General features: G+C 43.2%; 16 protein-coding genes. 7 read left to right on the forward strand and 9 right to left on the reverse strand.

Features of this window, described 5'->3' with window-relative positions:
- Positions 1–120: 120 nt before the first annotated feature.
- The 8 genes from ESY88_RS17160 to ESY88_RS17195 form a co-directional block, all read right to left on the reverse strand.
- Complete coding sequence (locus tag ESY88_RS17160; RefSeq protein WP_147087910.1) at positions 121–1,050, reverse strand: NAD-dependent epimerase/dehydratase family protein; 930 nt, start codon at positions 1,048–1,050, stop codon at positions 121–123.
- A 237-nt stretch (positions 1,051–1,287) separates the two neighbouring features.
- Positions 1,288–2,154, reverse strand: coding sequence for an ABC transporter permease (locus ESY88_RS17165; RefSeq protein ID WP_147087911.1), 867 nt, complete (start codon positions 2,152–2,154; stop codon positions 1,288–1,290).
- Positions 2,155–2,954: 800 nt separating this feature from the next.
- Entirely contained in the window at positions 2,955–3,272 is a 318-nt protein-coding gene (locus ESY88_RS17170; RefSeq protein WP_147087912.1) for a GIY-YIG nuclease family protein, read from the reverse strand.
- Positions 3,273–3,815: 543 nt separating this feature from the next.
- Entirely contained in the window at positions 3,816–4,799 is a 984-nt protein-coding gene (locus tag ESY88_RS17175; RefSeq protein ID WP_147087913.1) for an SDR family oxidoreductase, read from the reverse strand.
- On the reverse strand, positions 4,799–6,094 hold the full coding sequence (locus tag ESY88_RS17180) for a nucleotide sugar dehydrogenase (protein WP_147087914.1): 1,296 nt from the start codon (positions 6,092–6,094) through the stop codon (positions 4,799–4,801). Before ESY88_RS17180 ends, ESY88_RS17175 begins: the two co-directional genes overlap by 1 nt.
- A gap of 10 nt (positions 6,095–6,104) precedes the next feature.
- Entirely contained in the window at positions 6,105–6,692 is a 588-nt protein-coding gene (locus tag ESY88_RS17185) for a sugar transferase (protein WP_147087915.1), read from the reverse strand.
- 2,751 nt (positions 6,693–9,443) lie between these two features.
- On the reverse strand, positions 9,444–11,936 hold the full coding sequence (locus ESY88_RS17190) for a polysaccharide biosynthesis tyrosine autokinase (protein ID WP_147087916.1): 2,493 nt from the start codon (positions 11,934–11,936) through the stop codon (positions 9,444–9,446).
- Positions 11,937–11,952: 16 nt separating this feature from the next.
- Positions 11,953–12,747, reverse strand: coding sequence for a polysaccharide biosynthesis/export family protein (locus ESY88_RS17195; protein ID WP_147087917.1), 795 nt, complete (start codon positions 12,745–12,747; stop codon positions 11,953–11,955).
- Positions 12,748–13,667: 920 nt separating this feature from the next.
- On the opposite strand from ESY88_RS17195, the gene ESY88_RS17200 reads away from it, so the two are divergent.
- Positions 13,668–15,536, forward strand: coding sequence for an ABC-F family ATP-binding cassette domain-containing protein (locus ESY88_RS17200; protein ID WP_147087918.1), 1,869 nt, complete (start codon positions 13,668–13,670; stop codon positions 15,534–15,536).
- 561 nt (positions 15,537–16,097) lie between these two features.
- Positions 16,098–16,454, forward strand: a complete 357-nt coding sequence (locus tag ESY88_RS17205; protein ID WP_147087919.1) for a helix-turn-helix domain-containing protein — start codon at positions 16,098–16,100, stop codon at positions 16,452–16,454.
- A gap of 903 nt (positions 16,455–17,357) precedes the next feature.
- Here the strand turns inward: ESY88_RS17205 and ESY88_RS21185 are convergent.
- Complete coding sequence (locus tag ESY88_RS21185; protein WP_189702644.1) at positions 17,358–17,579, reverse strand: hypothetical protein; 222 nt, start codon at positions 17,577–17,579, stop codon at positions 17,358–17,360.
- Here ESY88_RS21185 and ESY88_RS17215 point away from each other — a divergent pair.
- The 5 genes from ESY88_RS17215 (at position 17,571) to secA (ending at position 24,182) form a co-directional block, all read left to right on the forward strand.
- Positions 17,571–18,341 (forward strand): O-methyltransferase, encoded by a 771-nt coding sequence (locus tag ESY88_RS17215; RefSeq protein ID WP_147087920.1) that lies wholly within the window; start codon positions 17,571–17,573, stop codon positions 18,339–18,341. The genes ESY88_RS21185 and ESY88_RS17215 overlap by 9 nt on opposite strands.
- Positions 18,342–18,631: 290 nt before the next feature.
- Positions 18,632–19,315, forward strand: coding sequence for an ABC transporter ATP-binding protein (locus tag ESY88_RS17220; protein WP_147087921.1), 684 nt, complete (start codon positions 18,632–18,634; stop codon positions 19,313–19,315).
- A gap of 150 nt (positions 19,316–19,465) precedes the next feature.
- Positions 19,466–20,041, forward strand: coding sequence for a cob(I)yrinic acid a,c-diamide adenosyltransferase (locus ESY88_RS17225; RefSeq protein ID WP_147087922.1), 576 nt, complete (start codon positions 19,466–19,468; stop codon positions 20,039–20,041).
- A gap of 137 nt (positions 20,042–20,178) precedes the next feature.
- Positions 20,179–20,400, forward strand: a complete 222-nt coding sequence (locus tag ESY88_RS17230; RefSeq protein WP_010177336.1) for a DUF2795 domain-containing protein — start codon at positions 20,179–20,181, stop codon at positions 20,398–20,400.
- A 428-nt stretch (positions 20,401–20,828) separates the two neighbouring features.
- A complete protein-coding gene (secA, locus tag ESY88_RS17235) occupies positions 20,829–24,182 on the forward strand; it encodes a preprotein translocase subunit SecA (RefSeq protein WP_147087923.1) in 3,354 nt (1,117 codons plus the stop codon).
- Positions 24,183–24,762: the final 580 nt, after the last annotated feature.

Raw genomic sequence — 24,762 nt, forward strand, 5'->3', positions numbered from 1 at the left:
TGTGTTGTGTGTTGTGTGTTGTGTGTTGTGTGTTGTGTGTTGTGTGTTGTTTGGTAAAGTCAAAATTTGAGAACAAAAGCCAACTTCATCATTCGTTATTCATAATTCGATATTCGACATTCAAAAATCGTTAGACTCATAATAGTGTATCATTTTTTGCATCCCTTCATCCAATGAGGTCAGCTCGCGCTGCAAAATTGTTTTCATTTTAGTAACATCAGGACAACGCCGGCGCATATCGCCTTCAATCAAGGCCGGTAAATGTTCGATTTCAGAACGTGAGCCTGTAATATGGATTATTTTATTGGCAAGCTCCAAAACCGTCATCTCCTTATCATTGCCCACATTTAAAACCGTGTTTTTATAGTCTTGCTCTAGCGTTTTTATACAGGTGTCTATGGTATCGTCAATATAGCAGAACGAACGGGTCTGCATCCCATCACCATGGATTTGCAAGGGCTCTCCCGCTAAAGCAGCCTTTAAGAATTTAGGCACCACAAAGTCCTGACTTTGATGCGGGCCATAGGTATTGAAAAAACGAAAAATAGTATAGGGCATGCCGTATTCCTTTTCATAGGATCTAAAAAAAGCTTCGCCCACATTTTTTACAATGGCGTAAGGCAAACGCGAATTTAAAGGGGTGGTATTTTCGTTCTGCGGAATCTCAAAAGGCTCCCCATATACTTCGGAAGAACTGGAATAAAACACACGTTTCACACCTGAGTTTTTTGAAATCGATAACACGTTCTTAATCCCTTCAATGTCTTCCAACACGGCTACAGGATGTTCTAAAGTGCGTTGGACCCCCACCACAGCAGCAAAATGAAACACATAATCAAAATCAAAACGCCCAAAAACAGGGAGAATATCATTGTAATCGTTGACGTTGGCATTGATAAAGGTCACATTATCAGCCTGTGGTATTTTGCTGCGATGTCCTGTAGACAGGTTGTCAATAATGGTAATCTGGTTATCTTCAGTTTCAGCTAAACGTGAAGCCAAGGCACTTCCAATATTACCAGCACCTCCAGTAATCAAAAAATTGGTCATATTATGTAATCGTTAATCAAAAATCTTTTTTTTTCTTTTCTTTCATCATTGGGCGCAAAGCGGGGTAATTTGTATTCTTCATTAGGAGCAAAGCGACGCAACTTGTTGGTTAGGGGGTTACTTCTTTCATGAGATTGCTTCGTCCTGCGTCCTCGCAATGACGGTGTGTGTTTTAATTCTAACTTCGATATTCGTTATTCAAAAATCGATATTCGACATTTAAAAATCGTAATTCGATCAAACTGTATCAATAAACGTCTTCTCCGTTCTATTAAAAACCACAATCCCTACTAAGAACAAAACCATACTAAACACCAAGGTATAGAAAAAACCGCTCCAACTAAAAGATCCCGTACTCAACAACATGTACCGAAAGCCTTCAATAATCTGGGTTACCGGATTGTATTCCACAAAATCGGCCACCAAAGTTGGGAATTTCTTGCGTGCTTCAGAGAGCGGATAAGGCACCGCCGACATGTACATCAGCAAAGACACCGCAAAGCCAATCACCACCGTCATGTCGCGATACTTGGTGGTCATGGACGACAGAATCATCCCCGCGCCAAGCCCCAACAAGGCCATCATGATCACGTACACCGGGAACAGCAAGACGTTGCTATTGACGGCAACTTCAGCCCCACTGCTATAATAATAGATATAAAATCCAGCGAAAATAAACAGCTGTATAAAGAATTTCAATAAGTTGGAAATCGTAACCGACATGGGCATAATCACTCTCGGGAAATAGACCTTGCCAAAAATACCCGCATTCTGTTTGAAGGTATCGCTAGTCCCTGTTAAACAGGCATTAAAGTAATTCCAAGCCGTAATCCCAGCCAAATTAAAGAGAAACGGGGGCACACCTCCGGTACTGATACTCCCAAGATTATTGAAAACCAAGGTAAAGATCACTGAAGTAAAAAGCGGTTGGATCACATACCACAACGGCCCTAAAATAGTTTGTTTATAAACCGTGACAATATCGCGCTTCACAAACAATAGCAACAAATCCCGATACCTCCAAATCTCTTTGAAGTTGATATCAATCAATTTGTTTTTGGAAGAGATGGTGTATAACCAATCGTCAGAATTAGTGGCACTCAAAATAGCTCATTTTATTGATGGGGCTAATATAGCAATTCCATAGATAATAGGGCGGAAAGAGGAAAGATTAAAAACAAGTCCCTGCGAAAGCAGGGACCTCATGATTAAGAGCAGAATTACTAAACCTAAAAAAATCAAAACGCCCGATGCGTTAGCGAACCTGCCTGCCGGCATAGGCAGGCTTGCCTGCCGTCATTTAGGCAGGCCTGCCTGCCGGCATAGGCAGGCCTGCCTGCCGGCATAGGCAGGCTCGCAATGACGGTTAATAAGGGGCGGCGCGAAAGCCAATAAAAATCCTCATCGCGAGGGAGGCACGACCACCTTTATACCGTCATTGCGAGGGTTACTCGAGTGGAAACACCGTTTCCATAAGGGTACTTAACGCAGTTAACGACTGAAGCAATCTGCCCAACTGTAGTTCTTCCGCTCATGAGATTGCTTCCTCCTGCGTCCCTGCCTGCCGGCATAGGCAGGCCTGCCTGCCGGCATAGGCAGGCCTGCCTGCCGGCATAGGCAGGCTCGCAATGACGGTTAATAAGGGGCGGCGCGAAAGCCAACAAAAATCCTCATTGCAAGGGAGGGATTATTACCTTTATACCGTCATTGCGAAGGCTACGCGAATGGAAACAGCGTTTCCATGAGGGTACTTAACGCAGTTAACGACTGAAGCAATCTGCCCAACTGTAGTTCTTCCTTTCATGAGATTGCTTCGTCCCTCATCCCCACCTGCCGACCAGGCAGGCCTGCCTGCCGGCATAGGCAGGCTCACAACGCCGAACAAACACAAACTACAGCTCCAATCATTCCTCGGCATCACTACCAAACAACTGCTTCACCTCCTCATACAAATCAAGCCATTCAGGATTTGCGCCATTTATCAGCGCCACCTTTTTGGCCCTATTGCCAGCCTTCAATTGCTGCTCGCGACCAACCGCGTCACCAATCATTTGAAAAGCCTCAAAATAGACCAGTTTGTTCAAATTATATTGCGCGCTAAAGGACTTTGGAAAGAATTTTTCTTTGTGTTGCTTAATGCGTTGTACGAGCCTTGATGTAGAACCAACGTAAAGCGTCGTGTTGTTCTTATTGGTAAGTAAGTATGCAAAACCTGGTTTCACAAGTGTTGTTTTTACCGTCATTGCGAGCCAATTCCACCGTCATTGCGAGGATTACTCGAAAGAAAACATCGTTTCTATGAGAGCACCTAACGAATTTAGCAACGTGGCAATCTATCTGCAACCGAGAACCACCAATAATAAATCGGCGAAAACCAGCAAGGATCAGCGTCATCAGCGTTTCCTAGCATCTTAAACCTACAAGGTTAAAAAAACCTTGCAGGTTAGTCATAATCAAAAACTGCGACTGCGACTGAAGACTGAAAACTGTAGACTTAAAACAACTTTGCGCCTCTGCGTCTCTGCGAGAGAAAACCAAGCCCCAGCCCCAAGTCGTGACCCGCAATGATAGCCATGAGAGACGACCGCAACCACAACTGCGACTGCGACTGAAGACTGAAAACAACTTTGCGCCTCTGCGTCTCTGCGTCTCTACGAGAGAAAACCAAGCCCAAGCCCCAAGTCGTGACCCGCAATGATAGCCATGAGAGACGACCGCAACCACAACTGAGACCGAGACTGAAGACCGAAAACTGAGACTGTAAACTAATCTTCGACCCAAGAATCCCAAGTAACCCCCAGCCCTTCCTTAACCGTGAAACTAGGCGCATAGCCCAACAACGTTTCCGCCTTGGAAATATCGGCCAGCGAATCCCGAACATCACCTTGACGCGAAGCACCATAGATGGGTTTGAGGTCTTTACCCGCGGCTTCGCTTAAAAAATCCCAGAGCTTGTTGACACTAATCCGTTCCCCACAAGCAATATTGAAGACTTGGTTCTTGGCAGCTTCCGAAGCAAAGAGTCCGCGTATGTTGGCCTGCACGGCATTGTCCACAAAGGTAAAATCACGGGTTTGCTCGCCATCCCCATTGATCTTGGGCGGGATGCCGTCTTTAAGCGCTTGCATGAATAAAGGAATCACTGCGGCATAGGCGCCTTCCGGACTCTGTCTGGGCCCGAAGATGTTGAAATAGCGCAGCCCGATGGTATCGGTGTTGTAGGTACTTCCGAAGACCTCAGCATACAGCTCATTCACGTATTTAGTGACCGCATAAGGGGACAAGGGTTTCCCGATGTTGTCTTCCACTTTGGGCAATGCTTTGCTGTCGCCATAGGTAGAACTGGAGGCCGCATACACCATCCGCTTCACACGCTTGCTGTCTTTAAGCGCAATCATCATATTGAGAAAGCCGGAAATATTGACCGCATTGGTGGTCGCAGGGTCGTTGATGGAACGCGGTACAGAGCCCAAAGCGGCTTGATGACTCACATAATCCATATCGGCCATGGCGGCTTTACAGGTGTCCAAATCCCGAATATCGCCTGGCATCAATTCGAAAGCAGGATGCTGCTCAAAAGCACTCAGATTCTCGCGGTGACCGTTGGAAAAATCATCCAAGACCCGCACTTTGTTGACCTTGTATTTAAGCAGGTACTCCACAATGTTGGAGCCTATAAATCCTGCCCCGCCGGTGACGAGCACATTCAGTTTTGATAAATCTTCGCTATGGTATTTATGGTCGTACATTAGAGTCGGGCGTCGGTTATATGGTAAGGCAAAAGGCTTTTGACATCGAAAATCACGGCGACATTGGATTTAAGGCTCACAAGATCCATCTCCAGGAATTGATGGTGTGCAACGGCCAAAACAATGGCATCGTATTCGGTTTTTAGTTGGCCTGCTTCGGAAATTAGATCCAAGCCGTATTCTTCTTTTACAGCTTCGGAAGAAGCCCAGGGATCATAAACATCCACATTGATGTTGTACGACTGAAACTCCTCAATGATATCAATGACCCGCGAATTTCTAATGTCGGGACAGTTTTCCTTAAAGGTAATCCCCAGTACCAACACATTGCTGTCTTTGATGCGCGCGCCTTTATGGATCATCATTTTAACGGTTTCCGTAGCCACATAAGGCCCCATACTGTCGTTCATTTTCCGACCTGCCAGAATGATCTCAGGATCGTATCCCGATTCAATCGCTTTCTGTGCCAAATAATAGGGATCCACACCAATGCAATGGCCGCCTACCAAACCTGGGGAGAATTTAATGAAGTTCCATTTGGTACCGGCAGCTTCCAACACCGCCTTGGTATCGATATCCAGCAATCTGAAAATCTTGGACAATTCATTCACGAAGGCAATATTGATGTCCCGCTGTGAATTCTCAATCACTTTGGCAGCTTCGGCCACCTTGATCGAGGCCGCTTTATGGGTGCCTGCGGTTATAATGCTTTTATAGAGTTGGTCCACTTCCTCAGCAATGGCTGGGGTGGAACCTGAAGTCACTTTAAGGATCTTGGTCACGGTATGCACCTTGTCTCCCGGATTGATGCGCTCTGGGGAATAGCCCGCAAAGAAATCGGTGTTGAAAACCATACCAGACTGCGCCTCTAAGATGGGCACGCAAATGTCTTCGGTCACGCCCGGATAGACGGTAGATTCATAAATCACGATATCCCCTTTGGATAAGACCTTCCCAACCGTTTCACTGGATTTGATCAAGGGTGTGAATACCGGCCGTTTCATGGCATCGGTTGGCGTGGGCACAGTCACGATGTAGATTTGCGTATCGGCAATGTCTTCCGCATTATGGGTTACCAGCAAGCCTTTTTGGGCAGAGGCATCGCTTACCAATACGGCTTTGAGTTCTTCGGAAGAGACTTCCAAGGTCTTGTCCACCCCTTGCTGCAACTCTGCAATGCGTTTTTCATTGATGTCGAATCCCACCACCAGAAACTTTTTGGCAAATTCAACTGCCAATGGCAAGCCCACGTAGCCCAACCCGATAACACTTATTTTTTTTCCTAAGGAACCCATTTGAATAGTTTTAGCTGAATATTGATTTTAAAAGAAGACGCAAATCTAAGGAAAAACGATAAGTCTCCACGTATGCTTTATTGATTTTCACTTTATCAGCCCAAATAACCTCCCGATTATAGACCTCGGGCTGCGCCTGTTGCGCCAAAAGCTGCGCTTCGTGTTGGTACTTTAAACTGGCAGGCCCTGTAATGCCTGGCTTTACCTTTAAGATCATACGATCTGCACCCTTAAGCGCATCGGCAAAACCTGGCACATCTGGTCGCGGCCCCACAAAACTCATCTGCCCAAAAAGCACATTGAAAAGCTGTGGCAATTCATCGAGTTTGTACCGTCTTAAAAAACGTCCAAAGCTAGAAGCACTGGCATCCAAATCACCCAAGGCGTGCGGCTCCACCCGAAGCGTCCTGATCTTAAACATGCGAAACAAGCGCCCATGCTGCCCCACCCGTTCCTGCGCAAACCATCCAAAACATCGTGTATCCACAGTCGCCAAAACAACCAGCAACACCACAGGAATCACCAAAAAAGGAAGCAATGCAAAGCCCAGCAGCAAGTCAAACCCGCGCTTAACTAACAACTGTTTGGAATTGATCATCTGGAATCACATGTTTATAATTAAAGCGCTGTTTCAACCAAGCGCAATGGGTAAATGTATTAAAAAAAGAAGATACTTTTCCCTAATGAAGTTAAGCAGTAACTTTTGGAATTTGGAGTAACCAATTCATCAACATGAGTTATTACACAGAGATCCACGGAGATTGCACAGAGATGCACAGAGAACAACGTACTTTATGACGCGTCGAATCAACAACAAACACCCACCAGCTCAAATAAAAGGGAGAAAAGTCCCCTTTGAGAATTTAGGGGACAACAATCAACTTTGCGCCTCCGCGCCCCTACCTACCGGCAGGCAGGTTTGCGAGAGAAATAGCATCATAAAAACGACCACCGCCAATCGCAAGTCACAATCAAGTCTATTTTCTATATTCTATAAGCGCAGCGGTCTATCCTCTATGTTTCTACCCTCTAAACAACTCCCGAGCCATGAGCTTTGAGTCGTGAGCTTTGAGTTGTGAGCTGTTGGAGCGAATTTAATATAACAATCCCAACAAAAAACATCAATCGTAACAAGTCCTGAGTGAGCTGTGAGCTGTGAGACGTGAGCTTTGAGCTGTTGGCTGTTGGCTGTTGGCTGTTGGTGCGAATTTAATATAACAATCCCAGCACAAAAATCAATCGTAACAAGTCCTAAGTCAAACAGTCTTACGTCCTAAGTCTATTTTCTATATTCTATAAGCGCAGCGGTCTATCCTCTATGTTTCTACCCTCTAAACAACTCCCGAGCCATGAGCTTTGAGACGTGAGCTTTGAGCTGTTGGCTGTTGGCCGCTAGAGCGAACCAAAAACAACAATCCCAGCACAAAGATCAATCGTAACAAGTCCTGAGTGAGCTGTGAGCTGTGAGACGTGAGACGTGAGACGTGAGCTTTGAGCTGTTGGCTGTTGGCTGTTGGCTGTTGGCTGTTGGCTGTTGGTGCGAATTTAATATAACAATCCCAGCACAAAAATCAATCGTAACAAGTCCTGAGTGAGCTGTGAGACGTGAGCTTTGAGTTTTGAGCTGTTGGCATTTAGAGCGAACCAAAAACAACAATCTCAACACAAAGATCAATCGTAACAAGTCCTGAGTGAGCTGTGAGCTGTGAGACGTGAGCTTTGAGTTGTGAGCTGTTGGAGCGAATTTGCAATAAACAATCCCAACAAAAAACATCAATCGTAACAAGTCCTAAGTCAAACAGTCTTACGTCCTAAGTCTATTTTCTACCCTCTAACCTCTAGCCTCCAAACTATCCCAACACAAATATCAATCGTAACAAGTCCTAAGTCAAACAGTCTTACGTCTTAGGTCAAACACTCCAAAGCCCAAAAAGACCTACTACCCAAAACCTACCACCTACAACCCACAACCGAGAACAGAGAACAGAGAACCGAAAACCCCTCTCCAGCTCCTCGTTTAGTCACAATCAAGTCTATTTTCTATATTCTATAAGCGCAGCGGTCTATCCTCTATGTTTCTACCCTCTAACAATCCCCGAGCCATGAGCTTTGAGTCGTGAGCTTTGAGTTGTGAGCTGTTGGAGCGAATTTAATATAACAATCCCAACAAAAAACATCAATCGTAACAAGTCCTGAGTGAGCTGTGAGCTGTGAGACGTGAGCTTTGAGCTGTTGGCTGTTGGCTGTTGTCTGTTATCCGTTATCCGTTAAAATTAAGGAAAATTGAGACCATGACTGAGAACTTATGTTAGCTGTGAGACGTGAGTTGTGAGTTGTGAGCTGTTGTCTGTTGTCTGTTGTCTGTTGTCTGTTAAAATTAAGGAAAATTGAGATCATGACTGAGAACTTATGTTAGCTGTGAGAAGTGGCGATGAGCTGTTAGTTTTGAGCTTTGAGTTTTGAGCTGTTGGAGCGAATTTACAATAAACAATCCCAACAAAAAACATCAATCGTAACAAGTCCTAAGTCAAACAGTCTTACGTCCTAAGTCTATTTTCTACCCTCTAACCTCTAGCCTCCAAACTATCCCAACACAAAAATCAATCGTAACAAGTCCTGAGTGAGACGTGAGCTGTGAGACGTGAGCTTTGAGCTGTTGGCTGTTGGCTGTTGGTGCGAATTTAATATAACAATCCCAGCACAAAAATCAATCGTAACAAGTCCTAAGTCAAACAGTCTTACGTCTTAGGTCAAACACTCTAAAGCCCAAAAAGACCTACTACCTACAACCCACAACCAAGAACCGAGAACCGAGAACCGAGAACCGACAACCCCACTTCAGCTCCTCGTTTAGTCACAATCAAGTCTATTTTCTATATTCTATAAGCGCAGCGGTCTATCCTCTATGTTTCCACCCTCTAACAATCCCCGAGCCGTGAGCTTTGAGTCGTGAGCTTTGAGCTGTGAGCTGTTGTCTGTTGTCTGTTATTCGTTATCCGTTAAAATTAAGGAAAATTGAGACCATGACTGAGAACTTATGTTAGCTGTGAGACGTGAGTTGTGAGTTGTGAGCTGTTGTCTGTTGTCTGTTGTCTGTTGTCTGTTAAAATTAAGGAAAATTGAGATCATGACTGAGAACTTATGTTAGCTGTGAGAAGTGGCGATGAGCTGTTAGTTTTGAGCTTTGAGTTTTGAGCTGTTGGAGCGAATTTACAATAAACAATCCCAACAAAAAACATCAATCGTAACAAGTCCTAAGTCAAACAGTCTTACGTCTTACGTCTTAGGTCAAACACTCCAAAGCCCAAAAAGACCTACTACCCAAAACCCACAACAGAGAACAGAGAACCTACCCCCCCGTCTGATTAATAAACTTCCTAAACTTCCCCCACAACGATTTCTTGCGGTTACTTTCGTGATACGCGTTTCCATAGACGCCATATCCATAGCCGTAACCATAGCCATAACCATAGCCATAGCCATAATTATGATTGGTTTTATGCTTGTAGAAGTTGAGCACGAAGCTAATATTTTTGACCTCTCCTATGCGGTATTTGGCGTTGATCAAAGACAACATGCCTTTTTTGGTATAATCCAGGCGCACCATAAAGATGGTGGCATCGGCGTATTGGGTCAGTTCAAGCGCATCGGTCACCAAGCCCATGGGCGGGGTGTCCAATATTATCATATCGTATTGCTGACGCAGCTCTGCAATCAAATGCTTCAGTTGATCAGACATCAATAATTCCGAAGGGTTTGGAGGTACCGGCCCTGAGGGAATCACATCCAGATTCGCAATTTGCGAGTCGCTTCTAATCTCTTCAAATGTGCTCTCACCAATGAGATAATTAACCATCCCACGATCGTTTGTCATCCCGAAATCGCCAAAGATCTTGGGCTTACGTAAATCCAAGCCCAGCAGAATGGTTTTTTTGCCAGACAGCGCGTACACCGTGGCAATATTGATGGAGGTAAAGGTTTTTCCCTCGCCACTAACCGAAGAGGTCACCATAAGCGTTTTTCCAACGCCTTCCTTGCCTTGCTTCTTATAGAGAAATTGCAGGCTCGAACGGATGGACCGGAAGGATTCTGCCACTGCCGACTTCGGCTTTTCAAACACCACCAGGTTATTCTTGTAATTGTACTTACCAATCAGCCCGAGTATGGGGATGTTGGATAAGCGCTGGATCTCATCAGAGCCATGAATGGTATTGTCTAACAGGAACACTACAAAAATGAGAAACATGGGACTGAAGAACCCCAGCATGAGTGCCATCATGTAATTGAGACTGTGGTTGGGGCCAATACGACCGCCACCAATATCCTTGGCCTCGTCTATGGTACTGATGTCTGATACGTTAGCAGCCTTTACAATGGCGGCCTCGCCACGTTTGGTCAAATAAATATTATAGGCCTCTTGGCTAATATCCATCTTGCGTTGGATCTTGAGGAACTGCTGCTGGTCTTCGGGCATCTCACCAAGTTCGGACTCTAACCTGGCGATATTATTGTTGATGGTATTGAGATTGATCCCAATGGTTTGTTGGGTGGTACTGATGGTCTCCAACAATACATTTTTCTCGGCATCGATTTGCCTGTCAATATCCTTGAATATCAAATTGCCTTCTTGCACCGTATATTCCTTGGATTGGCGCTCAATGGACAAGGCCGTGATCTTCATAACACTGGATAGAATGTTGGTCTCTTCAATCCCTACGGAAGAAGGGGCAGCAATCTTGGTGTAATCGGTTTTGGTACGTAAGTAGTTTTCCAGCGAATTGAGATAGCTGAGTTTGGCTTTTTCGGCTTCCTTACTCAAATCGAAGGCACGCAACTTGTCGGAAATCATGCCCATTTCCGCAGTAATATCGAAGAGCTTATTTTCAGTACGAAATTGGTTCATTTCCGTGGTCACATCCTTGAGGTTATCATTGACCGCATTCAAACTACTATCAATAAACTTGATGGTGTTGGTGGCATAGAGGTTTTTGCGTTCCAGTTCTGTCCTGCTCAAGATCGCCGAGGTGGCATTGAGATAATCCACGATCTTGGCCTTATTGCTTCCCGCCAGACTCAGTACTAAAACCGCAGAGGCATTTCCCGCAGAAGCAGCAATGGCAACATCATTTTGATATTTATTGACGACGGAATCATAATTGAGAAAGTTTACGTAATACACCTCACCCTTAGCAACCGAACTGCCTTCGCGAGCCTTTATGGTCGCGTTAAAGAACGGAAGATTGATGGTTTCACCAAAGGAAAAACGCTTGCTGAAAGGCCCTAGCGCCACCTTCCCGCTCATCTTTTCCTTAGAGCCATAAGATTGCAACTGAATGCCTTCAGATTCAAACTCCATAAAGACCTCAAATTGATTCTCCCCCAAAAACCGAATCCCAATAGGCTGGCCCAAGAGCTGCCCTTTGGTTTGATCCAAACTAACCACAAAAGGCGCATTTTTATAGATGTCCTCCAAGCGGTATTTGCCTTCCTTGAGATAGTTCATGTAATATTGAAGCGAATCCACCACCAGCTCATTATGCGTTCTCGTTTTAACCGTGGTCATGACTTTCCCCGTCTTTCCAGAAACGCCTCCCCAGTTGAAGGAAATACTGGTATTGGCGGTAAAGAATGGGTTTTGCTCGCTTTCTACGGAAATAAGGGAACTCAGCTTATAAACATTGGGCTTTCGCACATTGATGAGGTAAGCGATAATCAAAGCCACCCCAATGCAAACCAAAACGAACTTCCATAAGTTCAACACCTTGAACAAATAGCCCCTAAAATCGAAGGTGGTGCCACTTGGTTCAGATTGTTCCCTGTCTTGATAATCGAATTCTGACATGCTAATTGATTTCTATTTAAATACGATCGATGAGTAATATGGTGGTGGTTACCAAAGACAAAATACCTACAATGGTAGCCAGCGATTCACGACCTGTGGTGCCCGTACCGTAGGTTTTCTGCTTTAGGGGCATCACGTAAATCATATCATTGGGTTGTATGTAATAATAAGGCGACTGCATCACATTGACATCGGTAAGATCCAGTTCATGAATCTTCTGCCCTTGCGGATACTGCCTAATGATCTTCACTTCTTTTCGGTTTCCCGTTATTGGAATTTCGCCCACATTGGCGATGGCCTCATAGATGTTGACCCGCTCCATAAACAAGACCGTACTCCCAGGACTGCCAACTTCTCCAAATGCCGTGTAGCGCAAGCCTGCCAATTTTACCGTGATAAAAATATTGGCGGTTTCCTTAAACTGTTCTTCCAGCAATTTGTCCTTGATTCTGGTCTCAATGGCTTCCGTAGTAAAGCCCAAAACGTTCATATCACCAAGCTCAGGGATTCTAATGTTGCCGTGCACATCTACTGTAAAGCCATCAAAATAAGCGCGTTCCGAAGCACTGGCATTCATACTGCCCTCACCAATAGGGTTAAATATGGTCACATCATCCTGATCCAACACTTTGATACGTATGTTCAAAATGTCATTGATTTGAATGCGATATGGCTTTTGTTGCTCCACCATAACTTGCATCGAATCTGTGGCAGTGGATTTATTTTGGAGATATACAATATCTTTATGAGGAATACAGGACGTGGATAGCACACACAGTACCAGCCCCGTAAGCAATAATAATCTTTTCATAGCAAAAATGCTTGTTGCGCCACAAATATAGCCTATCACCACCAATATCAAAATTATTCGCCGCTTTTTTGGAACAGGCGGGTGTGAGTTGTGAGTTTGGGATTAGGTTGTAGGTAGTAGGTTGTGGGATTAGGGATTAGGGATTAGGGATTAGGGATTAGGTAGTAGGTTGTGGATTTGGAGTTTGGGGTTTGGGGTTTGGGGTTTGGGGTAGTGGGTAGTTGGTAGTGGGCAGTGGGTTTGGGATTTGGGGTTAGGGATTAGGTAGTAGGTTGTGGGTAGTGGGTTTTGGGATTAGGGATTTGGGATTTGCCCTTTGGTTCAAAAGCCCTCAGCAGTACTTGAATTACTTTTGTCTAGACTCTAGACTCTAGCCTCTAGCTTCTATTTTTCTTTCATCTTGGCTCATCACTCAGCGCTCATCACTCACAGCTCATGGCAGTACTTGGTCTAGCCTCTAGCCTCTAGCTTCTATTTTGCTTTCATCTTGGCTCATGGCTCATCGCTCTTAGTTGGTAGTGAGTTTGGAATTTGGAATTTGGCTCAAAAGCCATCAGCAGTACTTGCATCGCCCTTTTGTCTAGATTCTAGACTCTAGCCTCTAGCTTCTATTTTGCTTTCATCTTGGCTCATCGCTCATAACTCACAGCTCATGGCAGTACTTGGTCTAGCCTCTAGACTCTAGCCTCTAGCTTCTATTTTGCTTTCATCTTGGCTCATGGCTCATCACTCATCACTCATGACTCATCGCTCATCACTCACAGCTCATGGCAGTACTTGAATTACTTTTGTCTAGCCTCTAGACTCTAGCCTCTAGCTTCTATTTTGCTTTCATCTTAATACTTTGTACTTGGTACTTAGTACTAAATTCTCAACGCTCCTAGCAAAAATATACCGACATTTGCAAAAAATTTAGCACCTTGAACTACATCAACGTTGAGAGCATCTCAAAATCATACGGAGAACTGGAATTGTTTTCCAATCTTTCCTTTAGCATCCATAAAGACGATAAAATAGCCTTTGTCGCAAAAAACGGGAGCGGAAAAACATCCATCTTAAACATCCTCTCTGGAGCAGATGTGCCAGATGATGGGCAAATCGTGATCCGTAATGGCATCCGGTTGGCATTTTTGTCCCAAAATCCGGAGTTTGAACCCGAATTGACCATTGAACAAGCCATTTTCAATTCAGACTTACCGGTCTTGAAGATTATTGAGAACTACGAAAAGGCACTGCAAAACCCCGAAAATGCCGACGCCTATCAAAAGGCATTCGAGCAAATGGACATGAACAATGCCTGGGAATTCGAGACACAGATTAAGCAAATCCTGTTTCAACTGAAACTGGATGACCTCAGCCAAACAATCAAGACCATGTCTGGCGGACAAGTAAAACGACTCGCTTTGGCACACGCACTCATTATCAATCCCGATGTGTTGATTCTCGATGAGCCTACCAACCACTTGGATCTTGAGATGATCGAGTGGCTAGAGCAATACTTCGCCAAAGCCCAGTTTACCTTATTCATGGTGACGCACGACCGTTACTTTTTGGAGCGGGTTTGCAATGAAATCATTGAATTGGACCATGGCCAATTGTACACCTACAAAGGCAACTACACCTATTATTTAGAAAATAAGGAAACCCGTATCGCCCAAGAAGAGGTGGAAACCGGGAAAGCCAAACAGCTCTTCAAAAAAGAATTGGACTGGATGCGCCGCCAACCCAAAGCGCGTACCACCAAATCGAAATCCCGTATCGATGATTTTTCCGATATCAAGAAACGCGCCCACCAACGCAGAAAAGACCACAACATCGAACTCGAAATCAACATGGAGCGCTTGGGCAGCAAGATTGTGGAGTTCCATAAAGTGTCTAAATCCTTTGAGGATAAAGTGATATTAGACAATTTTGAATACACCTTCAAACGCGGCGAGCGCATTGGCATCATCGGTAAAAACGGAACCGGGAAATCCACCTTCCTCAATATGTTGACCAACAGCGTGCAACCCGATGGTGGCAAAATAGTGATTGGCGAGACGGTAAAGTTTGGGTATTACACCCAAGGAGGCATCAAGATCAAACCGGGTCAAAAGGTCATTGAGGTCATCAAGGAATTTGGCGAGTTCATCCCATTGACCAAAGGCCGACAAATTAGTGCCAAGCAACTTTTGGAGCGCTTCCTTTTCGACGGAAAAAAACAGCACGACTTTGTTGAAAAACTGAGTGGTGGCGAGCAGAAACGCTTGTATTTGTGTACTGTGCTCATCCAAAACCCCAATTTCCTGATTCTCGATGAGCCAACCAACGATTTGGACATCGTGACCCTGAATGTGCTCGAGGATTTTCTATTGGATTTCCCAGGCTGTTTGTTGGTGGTCTCCCACGACCGTTACTTTATGGATAAAATCGTGGATCACTTGTTTGTATTCAAAGGTGAAGGTAAAGTCAAGGATTTCCCGGGCAACTATTCCGATTACCGCGAGTATGAGGATTCAAATGCTTCGGAAGCGCTTTCAGAAACCCAGAACGAATCGGTTTCCGAAGAAAAAGAAGAGCAGAATAAAGCTGAAAAACTATCCTATAACGAACAAAAGGAATACAAGAATCTGGAAAGCAAAATCCGCGCTTTGGAATTGGACAAAAAAGAACTGGAAGCGAAGTTTTTAGACAGCAGTCTATCCCAAGACAAGATCAACGAGCTCTCCAAAAAACTACAGCGCATCATAGACGACATGGCCAAAAAAGAAAAACGCTGGTTTGAATTGGCGGAACGTTTGGGGATTTGAAAGGGTTGAGTTGAAGACGATCCCGATCCCGATAGCAATCGGGATCAAGTTCAAGTTCAAGTTCAAGTTCAAGTTCGCACGTGTTTCAAATGCTCATCAAAGCACTAGATTATTTCAATCCTGTCTGCTTTTATTTCAACGGAAGGTTTCAAGTGCATTGGCTTAAAGACGTCAAGAATTAAAGTTGCCCGAATAATTTTAAAAGGAACATCAGTACACCAAGATTTGATACCTGCCTCCTTTTCTATTTTCTTTCTAATTTTCTATTGGTTCAAAAAAACCTAAGTTCGAAGTTAAAATTTGAGTACTTTTCAAGTTCTCCCGATAGCAATCGGGATCAAGTTCAAGTTCAATTTCAATTTCAAGTTCAATTTCGCACATGTAGGTATGATTTTCAAATGCTTATCGAAGCACTAGATCATTTCAATCCTGAGACGAAGACGATCCCGATAGTTATCGGGAGAAGATGAAGATGAAATGAAATGAAATGAATATGCAGTTCTTACAGACCTACCATCCAGACAGGCGAGTACGATAAAGTTAACGCCAACGACATTTAAAATGGAAATAAAACCGATTAGAAACGAAGCAGATTACCAAGATGTGCTCAAGCGCTTGGAGCTTATTTTTGATGCTAAAAGAGGAACTGAAGAAGGCGATGAATTAGAGATTTTGGCAATGGTAATAAATAATTACGAAAACGACAATTTCCCGATTGAAATGCCAGACCCTATTTCCGCAATCAAATTCCGAATGGAACAATTGGGCTTAAAACAAAAGGACTTGGTAGAAATGATAGGATTTAAAAGTCGAGTCAGCGAAATAATGAATAAAAAGCGAAAACTGACCTTAGATATGATTAGAAAATTGAATGCCAATTTGCATATCCCGACCGAAGTGTTAATCCAAGAGTATTGAGATCTAGGGGAAGGCGAAGACGATCCCGATAGCAATCGGGATCAAGTTCAAGTTCAAGTTCAAGTTCAAATTCAAGTTCAATTTCAATTTCAATTTCAATTTCACACGTGTAGGTATGATTTTTAAATGCTCATCAAAGCACTAGATTATTTCAATCCTGTCTGCTTTTTTTTCAACGGAAGGTTTCAAGTGCATTGGCTTAAAGACGTCAAGAATTAAAGTTGCCCGAATAATTTTGAAAGGAACTTCAGTACACCAAGATTTGACGCCTGCCTATTTTTTCTATTTTCTTTCTAATTTTCTATTGGTTTAAAAAAACTTAAGTTCGAAGTTAAAATTTGAGTACTTTTCAAGTTCTCCCGATAGCAATCGGGATCAATTTCAAGTTCAATTTCAATTTCGCACGTGTAGGTATGATTTTTAAATGCTCATCGAAGCACTAGATCATTTCAATCCTGTCTGCTTTTTTTCAACGGAAGGTTTCAAGTGCATTGGCTTAAAGACATCAAGAATTAAAGTTGCCCGAATAATCTTAAAAGGAACATCAGTACACCAAGATTTGATACCTGCCTCCTTTTCTATTTTCTTTCTAGTTTTCTATTGGTTTAAAAAAACCTAAGTTCGAAGTTAAAATTTGAGTACTTTTCAAGTTCTCCCGATAGCAATCGGGATCAAGTTCAAGTTCAAGTTCAAGTTCAAGTTCAAGTTCAAGTTCAAGTTCGCACGTGTTTCAAATACTTATCGAAGCACTAGATCATTTCAATCCTGTCTGCTTTTTTTTCAACGGAAGGTTTCAAGTGCATTGGCTTAAAGACATCAAGAATTAAAGTTGCCCGAATAATTTTGAAAGGAACTTCAGTACACCAACATTTGATGTCTGCTTCTTTTTTTTCTATTTTCTTTCTAGTTTTCTATTGGTTTAAAAAAACCTAAGTTCGAAGTTAAAATTTGAGTACTTTTCAAGTTCTCCCGATAGCAATCGGGATCAAGTTCAAGTTCAAGTTCAATTTCAATTTCAATTTCAATTTCAAGTTCAAGTTCAAGTTCAGTTTCAATTTCAAGTTCAATTTCAAGTTCAAGTTCAAGTTCAAGTTCAGTTTCAAGTTCATTATCAATATGTTTCAATATTTTCAATACCTTAAATTCCTATCAGCATCCACCAACCAACACGGGGTCCACTCCCCTTTTGTGTATGATTTGGTTACGAAGTGCTTTTACGACAGTAGCAATTACGGGGCCTACGAGCAACTTTCAGCTTACCGAAACGCTTTATTAAGCGATCAAAAGTCAATTGCAATAAACGATTTTGGGGCTGGCTCCAAAGTGTTCAAATCAGATACGCGTGTGGTTTCGCAAATGGCTAAACATTCAGGCAGCACTTTAAAACGGGCAAAACTAGTATTCCGATTGGTCAAGTACCTTCAGCCCAAAACCACTTTGGAGCTGGGCACACACTTGGGCATTGCCACGCAGGCCTTGGCACTTGGGGCTTCAGGAAATCAAGTGGTTTCTGTGGAAGGCTGTGCACAAACTTCAGAAATGGCCAAAACCCAATTGAAACACTTCGGAATTGATAATGTGAGCCTCAAAACAGGGCGCTTTGAAGACCTGCTTCCGCAGTTAAAACAGCAAAATTACGACCTCATCTTTTTTGACGGCAACCATTCTAAGTCCGCCACCTTGCACTACTTTGAGGAATTATTAGAAACAACACACAACGAATCGGTATTTATTTTTGACGACATCCATTGGTCCAAAGGCATGAACGAAGCTTGGGAACTCATTAAAAGGCATCCAAAAGTTTCGGTAAGCATTGACACTTTTTTTTGGGGCTTGGTGTTTTTCCGAAGCGAGCAAGAAAAGCAACATTTTAAGATTAGAGTGTAACAAGATGTTCAAACACACGTCATATCTTCAAGAATCTGTATCTTGCAGAGCACTTGGATGGTGCGGTAAAAGTTTTTGTAAGTCGTTCATAACCCTTTTTTAAAGGATTTTGCTATTATTTCGATTATAGCAATTTCTTTTTATTTTTTTAAAGCATTAATAATATTAAACACTTATTCGTCAATCACTTGAAACTAAGTCTTGGTTCTAGAAGCGCAGCGGTCTTGATTCTTTACCAGATAACCATAATTTCGTTTTAATGATTAGGCACTTACAATTTTTAGCTTCACATGGGAAACGTCATCGAAATTAGAAACATCATTCGCGATTTTCAGCTTGGACAGGAAACCGTTCACGTTTTAAAAGGCATCAACCTCGATATCAAAACCGGCGAATACGTCGCCATCATGGGGCCTTCTGGCTCGGGTAAATCCACACTCATGAACCTTTTGGGCTGTTTAGACACCCCTACCTCTGGCAGCTACATTCTCAACGGAAAAGACGTGAGCCAAATGAGCGATGACGATCTTGCCGATATTAGAAATACCGAGATTGGCTTCGTTTTTCAAACCTTCAACTTGCTGCCTAGAACCACCGCCTTAGACAATGTGGCTTTGCCGATGGTCTATGCGGGCAAATCAAAGGCGCAACGCATCGAGCGCGCTACCGAAGTGCTAAAAAACGTGGGGCTTGCCGATAGAATGGATCATAAACCCAACCAACTTTCGGGTGGTCAACGCCAACGGGTTGCCCTTGGTCGTGCGCTGGTCAATAACCCTTCCATCATTCTGGCCGATGAGCCTACCGGAAACCTGGACTCTAAAACGGGTGATGAGATCATGAAACTTTTTGACGAGATCCACCAAGCCGGAAATACCGTGATCATGGTAACCCACGAGGAAGAGATCGCCTCAAACGCCAAACGCATCATTAGGCTTAGGGATGGCTTGGTTGAGAGTGATACTTTCAGTTAGTGGTCATTGCGAGGAGCAAGGCAACGAAGCAATCTCATGATTGGAGCTACAATTCAGCAGTTTGCTTCGGTCGTGCCTCCCTCGCAATGACGGTATCAGGAAATTTCTTATTATAATTCGCATTAATTCCTATAATTCGTAACTTTGAGCATGAAAATTTACACCAAAACAGGAGATAAAGGCACCACCGCATTATTTGGCGGTACCAGAGTGCCCAAGCACCATATTAGAATCGATAGCTACGGCACGGTTGACGAGCTCAACTCGCATCTGGGGCTAATACGCGATCAAGACATGGATCAGCATTACAAAGACATCATCATGAAAATTCAGGACCGACTGTTTACCATTGGTTCTACTTTGGCGACCGATCCTAAAAAGGCCTTACTCAAAAACGGAAAGGAACGTTTGAACATCCCGAAAATTTCCGAAGCTGATATCAATATCCTCGAAAACGAAATCGATGCGATGAACGATGCGCTTCCGCCCATGACACATTTCGTATTGCCTGGCGGCCATCAAACGGTGTCATTTTGTCATATCGCCCGTTGTGTTTGCAGAAGGGCCGAACGTTTGGCAAGTGCTTTAAACGACCTCGAACCGTTTCAGCCAGAAAGCCTAACCTATCTCAACCGACTATCTGACTACCTATTTGTGTTGGCACGAAAGTTGTCTCATGACTTGGAGGCTGATGAGGTGCAATGGATTCCACAGAAGAACGCTTAACTGCGCTTTATATCTAGAACCTAGCCATATTTCAGTGAAAATGAGACGTTCTTATAAATTAATGGTAATTAATTCGTTTTTTCCTTGGCTTTCTAAACTATAATTTTACTTTTGCAGAAATTTAAAAAGCATAACAAATGTATTGGACATTAGAACTTGCATCCTATTTGAGTGATGCCCCTTGGCCAGCAACTAAAGACGAGTTGATTGACTACGCGATTAGAACAGGAGCTCCTTTGGAAGTTGTTGAAAACCTACAAGCGATAGAAGACGAAGGCGATTCTTACGACTCCATCGAGGAAATCTGGTCTGATTATCCAACAGACGAGGATTATCTCTGGAATGAAGACGAATATTAAAACGCAATGTCAAGCGTTTACAAATAAAAAAAAAGTTAAAAAGTCTCGTCATGGGACTTTTTTTGTGCGCTATTCTTTAATATGGCAGCCTCAAACCTTATCTTTGATAGGCTAAAACAACACCTAAAAAAAATAGCAGTGCCCATTAAAAATCTTTGATTATTGCCAAAAAGCTATTTAAGACAGTTTTTGGCTAACTTTTTGAGTTTATGAAAGCCTTTACAATATGTAAAAGTTAAAGAATACACTAAACTGCGAATCAATTAATCAAAATCAAGTCCCTGCTGGCAGGCAGGTTTGCACTTGAATCTTTGAGCGCAGTGACTGCCTGTAGGCAGGGTCTTGATTCTTTATCAAACAACAATGATTACACAATACAACACGTTGATGTCAAATCAACTACTATTAAAATAAATTTAAATATATCCATGAGTTTTTTAGATTCAGTACTAAAAGTATTTGTCGGCGATAAATCTAAACAAGATGTCAAATCGCTTTCCCCAATCATAGATCAAGTCAAAGCCTTTGAAAGCGAATTAGAGGGCCTGTCCCACGATGGACTAAGAGCCAAGACCGCAGAATTCAAAACCATAATAGCCGAAGCCAGGCAGCCCCTTCAGGACCGTATTGACGAATTGCTCAAAAAAGCAGAGGCTTCGGAAGACATTGATGAACGGGAAGAATATTATGAAGAAATCGACGGTATTAAAGATAATATCTATACGGTAACAGAAAACGTTCTCAACGACATCATGGCCGAAGCTTTTGCTGTGATTAAGGAAACTGCTAAACGCTTTGTGAAAAATACAGAACTCCATGTACAGGCCAACGAGTTTGACCGCGAGGTTTCTGGCGCTAAAGATTATGTGACCTTAAATGGTGAGCAGGCCATTTGGCATAACTCCTGGGATGCAGCAGGAAAGCCCATCACTTGGGACATGGTGCATTATGACGTGCAACTTATTGGCGGTGTGGCAATGCACCAAGGTAAGATTGCCGAGATGCAAACAGGTGAGGGTAAAACCGTGGTGGCGACGCTTCCCATGTATCTCAATGCACTTTCTGGGAAAGGCGTGCACTTGGTAACGGTAAACGATTATTTGGCAAAACGTGATAGCGCTTGGATGGCACCAATTTTTGAGTTCCACGGGATGAGCGTTGATTGTATTGATTACCACAGACCAAATTCCGCAGAAAGAAGGAAAGCTTACCAAGCCGATATCACTTATGGCACCAATAACGAATTTGGTTTCGACTATTTGCGTGATAACATGGCGCATTCACCCGATGATTTGGTACAACGCCCACACCATTTCGCCATTGTGGATGAGGTGGATTCGGTTTTAGTGGATGATGCCCGTACGCCTTTGATCATTTCTGGTCCAATTCCGCAAGGAGACCGTCATGAATTTACAGAGCTTAAACCTAAAGTTGACGATATTGTTACCATTCAACGTAAACATTTAACTGGTGTTTTGGCTGAAGCTAAAAAACTCATTGCCGAAGGCGACACCAAAGAAGGTGGTTTCTTACTACTGCGTGCTTTCCGAGGAATTCCTAAAAACAAGGCCTTAATCAAGTATTTGAGTGTGGAAGGCAACAAACTTCTACTTCAAAAAACCGAAAACCATTACATGCAGGACAACAATAGGGAAATGCCTAAGGTTGATGCCGATTTGTACTATGTGATCGAAGAAAAAAACAATCAAGTTGAATTGAGTGATAAAGGGGTAGAATACCTTTCAGGAAAGGATAACCCAGACTTCTTTGTCATGCCAGAAATCGGCATTGAAATCTCCAAGATTGAAGCACAAAATCTTTCCAAAGAAAAAGAGGCAGAGGCCAAGGAAGAGCTGTTTAGAGAATTCGGCATCAAATCAGAACGGATCCACACCCTCAACCAATTGTTAAAAGCCTATGCGCTTTTTGAGAAAGACATTCAATATGTGGTCATGGACAATAAAGTCATGATCGTTGATGAGCAAACCGGTCGAATCATGGACGGACGTCGTTACAGTGACGGACTCCACCAAGCGATTGAAGCCAAAGAAAATGTAAAAATTGAAGATGCCACACAGACTTTTGCAACGGTAACCCTTCAGAATTACTTTAGAATGTACCGCAAATTAGCAGGTATGACGGGTACTGCAGTAACGGAAGCTGGCGAGTTTTGGGAAATCTATAAATTGGACGTGGTTGAAATCCCAACCAACAGACCAATCGCTCGTGACGACAAACAGGATTTGGTGTTCAAGACCAAACGTGAAAAATACAATGCCGTGATTGATGAGGTTACCAATCTCTCACAAGCGGGACGACCAATCTTGATTGGTACGACTTCGGTAGAGATTTCAGAATTACTTGGAAAAATGTTGTCCATAAGAAAAGTGCCACATAATGTATTGAACGCGAAACTCCATAAAAGAGAGGCCGATATTGTGGCGGAAGCTGGCCAACCCGGTCAGGTAACCATTGCCACCAACATGGCAGGTCGTGGTACTGATATCAAGTTGGTGCAGAAAGTAAAAGAAGTTGGCGGCCTCGCCATTGTAGGTACTGAGCGTCATGATTCGCGTCGTGTCGATAGACAGTTACGTGGTCGTGCCGGACGTCAAGGAGATCCAGGAAGCTCACAGTTTTATGTGTCTTTAGAAGATAACTTGATGCGCCTCTTTGGTAGCGAACGTATTGCCAAGATGATGGATAAAATGGGCTTGAAGGAAGGCGAAGTGATTCAGCATTCCATGATTTCCAAATCCATTGAGCGTGCACAGAAAAAAGTGGAAGAAAATCAATATGGTGTGCGTAAGCGTCTTTTGGAATATGACGATGTAATGAACGCCCAACGTGAGGTGGTCTACAAACGTCGTCACCATGCTTTGTTTGGTGAGCGTCTTAGCGTGGATCTTGCCAATATGATATATGATACTTCGGAAGGCATTACCGAAACCAATAAAGGTGCAACAGACTATAAGAACTTCGAGTTTGAGCTCATAAGATATTTCTCTATGAGTTCCCCGGTCACTGCAGCGGAATTTGAAAAACTTTCTGTTCAGGATATTTCTGGAAAAGTCTATAAAGCGGCGTATGAACATTACAAAGCCAAAATGCAGCGCAATGCAGAATTGGCATTTCCGGTCATTGAAAATGTGTATTTGAACCAACGCGATAAATTCAAGAGAATCGTGGTGCCATTTACCGATGGGGTCAAAAACCTACAAGTGGTTACAGATCTTGAAAAAGCCTATGAGACCAAAGGAAAACAACTCATCAACGACTTTGAGAAGAACATAACTTTAGCCATTGTTGACGATGCCTGGAAAACCCATTTGCGTAAAATGGATGAGCTCAAACAATCGGTACAGTTAGCCGTTCACGAGCAAAAAGATCCTTTATTGATCTATAAATTTGAAGCTTTTGAATTGTTTAAGCAAATGATTGATGAAGTGAATAAAGATGTGATTTCCTTTTTATTCAAAGGTGAATTACCGTCGGAAACACAAAATTCCATTCAGGAAGCTAGAGAACGCAAACAAGAAAAATTCGAGACCCAAAAAGATGAGATCCCTAATATGGATGAGCGTGCAGCACAAAGCAGAGCTGCGGGTGGCAATACCCAACGTCAACAAGAAGTGGTCGAAACCATTGTGCGCGACAAGCCAAAAATTGGACGAAACGATCGTGTGACCATTAAACATGTGATGAGCGGGGAAAATAAAACCGTAAAATACAAACAAGCCGAGCCGTTGCTAGACAAAGGCGATTGGGTTTTAGTAGACTGATTCCTGAGAGCCCGCCTGCCGAATAAGGCTGAGGTTAAGACTTTCTAATACGAATTAGGTCGAAGACAGTAGGTAGTAGGTAGTGGGTAGTACTAAAAAGTAATAAGTAAAGAGTGAGCCATTTCATAAGTTTCTTTTGAAACCTTAGAAATGGCTTTTTTATTTCAGTGATTGCCGAGCTGGCCAACCTGCAAGGTTTTCAAAACCTGGCAGGTTTAATCTCAGCAATCAGCCAAGTGTCAGAATAAGCCGATGTTGGTGTTTTCCACCAACATCTTCTCGCTAGATGCATGTTGATTTTCAGTTCTAAATCAAAGATCGAGTGTGTTTCTCATCCAATTGAAGCTTTTGACTTCTTTTGGGTTTCTACACAAATCTCGCATACCGATTTTGTTCGGTGCTGAAAAGCCGATGTTGGTGTTTTCCACCAACAGCTTCTCGCTAGACTCATGCTGATTTTCAGTTCTAAATCAAAGATCGAGTGTGTTTCTCATCCAATTGAAGCTTTTGACTTCTTTTGGGTTTCTACACAAATCTCGCATACCGATTTTGTTCGGTGCTGAAAAGCCGATGTTGGTGT

Source organism: Subsaximicrobium wynnwilliamsii (assembly GCF_007997225.1).
GTDB lineage: Bacteria > Bacteroidota > Bacteroidia > Flavobacteriales > Flavobacteriaceae > Psychroserpens > Psychroserpens wynnwilliamsii.

Bases quoted from the DNA above. Each gene is read 5' to 3' on its own strand.
- ESY88_RS17215 (WP_147087920.1), top strand. From the start codon at position 17,571: ATGTTTCAATATTTTCAATACCTTAAATTCCTATCAGCATCCACCAAC.
- ESY88_RS17175 (WP_147087913.1), bottom strand. From the start codon at position 4,799: ATGTACGACCATAAATACCATAGCGAAGATTTATCAAAACTGAATGTG.
- ESY88_RS17220 (WP_147087921.1), top strand. From the start codon at position 18,632: ATGGGAAACGTCATCGAAATTAGAAACATCATTCGCGATTTTCAGCTT.
- secA (WP_147087923.1), top strand. From the start codon at position 20,829: ATGAGTTTTTTAGATTCAGTACTAAAAGTATTTGTCGGCGATAAATCT.
- ESY88_RS17230 (WP_010177336.1), top strand. From the start codon at position 20,179: ATGTATTGGACATTAGAACTTGCATCCTATTTGAGTGATGCCCCTTGG.
- ESY88_RS17160 (WP_147087910.1), bottom strand. From the start codon at position 1,050: ATGACCAATTTTTTGATTACTGGAGGTGCTGGTAATATTGGAAGTGCC.
- ESY88_RS17195 (WP_147087917.1), bottom strand. From the start codon at position 12,747: ATGAAAAGATTATTATTGCTTACGGGGCTGGTACTGTGTGTGCTATCC.
- ESY88_RS17225 (WP_147087922.1), top strand. From the start codon at position 19,466: ATGAAAATTTACACCAAAACAGGAGATAAAGGCACCACCGCATTATTT.
- ESY88_RS17185 (WP_147087915.1), bottom strand. From the start codon at position 6,692: ATGATCAATTCCAAACAGTTGTTAGTTAAGCGCGGGTTTGACTTGCTG.
- ESY88_RS17205 (WP_147087919.1), top strand. From the start codon at position 16,098: ATGGAAATAAAACCGATTAGAAACGAAGCAGATTACCAAGATGTGCTC.
- ESY88_RS17190 (WP_147087916.1), bottom strand. From the start codon at position 11,936: ATGTCAGAATTCGATTATCAAGACAGGGAACAATCTGAACCAAGTGGC.
- ESY88_RS17180 (WP_147087914.1), bottom strand. From the start codon at position 6,094: ATGGGTTCCTTAGGAAAAAAAATAAGTGTTATCGGGTTGGGCTACGTG.